Genomic DNA, 3,573 nt, shown 5'->3' on the forward strand with positions numbered 1-3,573 from the left:
AGTTCATTATCGATATTGATCATATGCGGGATTTAATACATGAGAAATTTATGGAGTGCTCATCAAAAATTAGCTTTGCAAAGAGATGGATTGAAAAGTTTCTTAGTGAAAAACAGAAGTCCAAAATGTTGGGTGTTTGACTATAAACAAGTTATTGTGGTCATTGAAACACAGGATCTTCAGGAATTTCTAGGCAAGAAAACATACGGTCCTGAAATACAATGATGAAATAATAAAATAATAAAATATAGAATTTAAATAGATAGTATAAAATTTAAGTGGATGGTATAAAATTATTATACGTTGCTATAATTTTTGCTTCTGTTCCCGGAGTTTATCGAAATTCCCCCATATCTATTTTTCAATAAACATCGATGTTTTCAACTCTTTAGTCATATTTCTCCTTTGATATCCGTAAAATAACTGTTAGAAAAGCATCATGAGCTCTTTTAGAGACAATGGTCCACCACTCCTTTTTCCCATCATATACCAACCACTCTGAATTATTTTAAGCATGGAATTCGTAAAGAACACGTTTCAAAATTTAAAAATAAAAAGTGAGAATGGTTGCATAACCATTCTCGAATTCAATTGTCTAGTCACTTACATCGGATTTCCATATCGGAAACAATTGTACATATCGATCACTTTTGTGAGATCGATAGAAGCTCCAGTTTCTGGTGCAGGTGTTCCGTTTCTGAAACAATTGTATGCATCAATAACCTCTGTTAAAGTGATATGTGTCCCATCAGGGCCGTTTGGTCCGTGTCCTTCTGATCCAATGTCATTCCATGGGTTCCAGTCACCTACCACAATGTAATCTACTGCTGTCTTTGTATCACTACCTGCCGGATTGCTCACTGTAAGGTTCACAGTGTATGTTCCGGGAACAGTGTAGGTATACACCGGGTTCTGCTCTGTGGAATCCTCAACACCATCGTTGTCAAAGTCCCAGGACCAGCTTTCAGCATCTGTGGAAAGGTCGGTGAACTGAACAGTCAGGGGAGCGGTTCCTGAGGTCAGGTCTGCTTCGAAGTCGGCAACTGCACATGGTAATGAACCTCCAGGTCCGATTTCAATGCTCAAGGCATCATAGTTACCAAGGGCATCAGGTATGTCTCCGTCAGCGGAGTTTGTGTAACCTGTGAGAAGGTATCTTCCGGAGGCCATTGGCATGATTCCAAAGGCTTCCTCTTTACCTGAGCCACCGAAATTCTTCTGCCAGACAAGGGACCCGGATTCATCGATTTCAAAGACCCAGATATCACAGTCGCCGTAATTTGCGTTCAGGTCAAAGTCAGAAGATTTTGAACTGCCTGCAACCATATACCCTCCATCGGGAAGTTCTGTGATGTCGTAAGCACAATCCAAACCCGATCCGCCGTAGGTTTTTGCCCACTCAATAGTGCCGCTTGCATCGGTTTTCACGATCCAGACGTCATGACTACCTTTATTATCAAGGACATCGCCGTCAGAGGACAGGGACTTTCCGGCAAAGATGAAACCATTGTCTGAGGTCTGACGAACTGTATAACCATAATCGTCTGCCGAACCGCCGTAACACTTCTGCCACTCCATTTCACCGGCGGCATTCAGTTTAACTGCCCAGTAGTCACGAGCTCCATGATGCCCGGTAACATTTCCATCCCCTGATTCTGTCGTTGCAAATACAAGGAAACCGTTGTCAGTGGTCTGCAGGGAATTGTCCCCGTACATTGCCAGATCACTATCTGTTCCTCCAAAGACCTTCTGCCATTCAATTGTACCGTTTGCATCGGTTTTTATTGTCCACAGATCATAGTCGCCCTGGACGGGAAGGCCTTCGAGGTCCCCATCTGCTGACTTGGTATAAGCGGAAATGAAGAACCCGCCTTCGGAGGTCTGTATGATTCCGGCAGGTTTGTCATCCGCACTGCCACCGTAGTTCTTCTGCCACTCGATTTCTCCAAGCGCGTCGGTCTTTATGATTAGCACGTCATATCCACCAGAGTTAGCAGCGACATCCCCGTCAGAGGACTTTGAACGTCCAACCAGGATGTATCCACCATCGACTGTCTGCCTGACAGAAAGTCCTGCATCGTACAATGTGCCACCGTAATTCTTTGTCCACTCAGGATTTCCGCTGCGGTCCGTTTTTACGAGCATAATGTCGTAATCACCCTTATTTGCGGCCAAATTCCCATCAGATGATTTGCTCATGCCTATCATAATAGCTCCGCCATCCGAGGTGGGGCTGTTGCCATAGAACTTGTCATATCCACTTCCGCCAATGGTGGTTTCGCTGATTATGACAGGAATGGATGGAGTGGGGTCTACGGCTTGCTGGAAGTAATCAGCATGAGGCTGCATGAGTGGTGCTGCATCGTCACCAGCCACAGCTGTGTATGCACTGTCACCGATACCGTCGTTTCCTGTATCCGTGCCGGTGTAGTCGCTGTAGTAGTTACCGAGCGCGGAAGGACCGAGGCTGTTACCAGCGTAGGTGTAGGACATGGCATCGCTGACGTAGCTGATAGCTCCGGTGTTGGATCCGCCGTCAAGATAGTTTGCGGTGTTGTCCACGAAGTTGTTGAGGCAGATCGTGTTGTTAGAACTGGTAATGCCCGTGATCTTGATCGCTGCATCATTACCATCAAAAGTGTTTTCAGTGACTGTTGCTTCAGTGAATGTTGCACCGGATTCACATTTCAACCAAAGAGCAGCATTGGAGCCAGTCATGTTTGTAAAAGTGTTGCCATAGATTTCCACAGTTGGTGCAGGATTATCCTGTTGATCTGAAGAGGTACACACTTCTAAAAAGGCTTCATTTATGGAATTTCCGCTTACAAGGACACTTTCGAATGTTCTACTGAATTGAAAATTCTTCTCCGTATCGATGGTCTTAAAGACGCCTGCCACTACATTGTCAGAGAAGTCAACATTGTTGGCTTTGAACGTACTAACAGTGGTGTTCGTGAATGTACAGTTTCGAACTACGACATCACCTGTTGTATAATAGATATACAACTTAGCAGCAAACATATCATGCAAAAATGAAGGAGGATCGATAGTGCTGCTGTTTGGGATTGAGTCAAAGTTTATGTTTTCGATTGTGATGTCATACTGTGCATGGGTCGAGTCATAACCGAAATTCCATCCCAGTACACCCAGATCAACAGTTACCACATCAGCTCCTGCACCCGTCAATGTTAAAGATTTTTCATAGGCATGAACTCTCTGGTTCGAAACATCATAATACCCTGGATTGAAGTAGATGGTGTCGCCTGACACAGCGCCTTCAATGGCTGCCACGACGTCGTCACCAGGGTCGAGTGTTATAGTCGTTCCTGCCGAGGCTGCACCTGTAAAGGCAAGCATCAGCATCAGGGCCATGCTTACCATGATCCCATATTTGAATTTTTTCTGTTTCATATCGCATCTCTCATATTTTTTATATAGGATTACGGCAGCAACTTAATATTGCTGCAGTAGGTGTCTTGCTTTCTGCAGAAAATGAAGAAAACAGGGAAGGATCAGGAAAAAGAAGAGATTAGAGCACCTTCTTCCTCAGTTTGTTCTTCCCTGTTTTTACCT

Annotated in this window: 1 protein-coding gene; it reads right to left on the reverse strand. The window is 44.4% G+C overall.

Annotation, left to right across the window (positions count from 1 at the left end; genetic code table 11):
• Positions 1-603: 603 nt before the first annotated feature.
• Positions 604-3,411, reverse strand: coding sequence for a PKD domain-containing protein (locus KDK67_RS13730; RefSeq protein WP_250869419.1), 2,808 nt, complete (start codon positions 3,409-3,411; stop codon positions 604-606).
• Positions 3,412-3,573 lie beyond the last annotated feature (162 nt).

Source organism: Methanococcoides seepicolus (genome assembly GCF_023684405.1).
Classification (GTDB): domain Archaea; phylum Halobacteriota; class Methanosarcinia; order Methanosarcinales; family Methanosarcinaceae; genus Methanococcoides; species Methanococcoides seepicolus.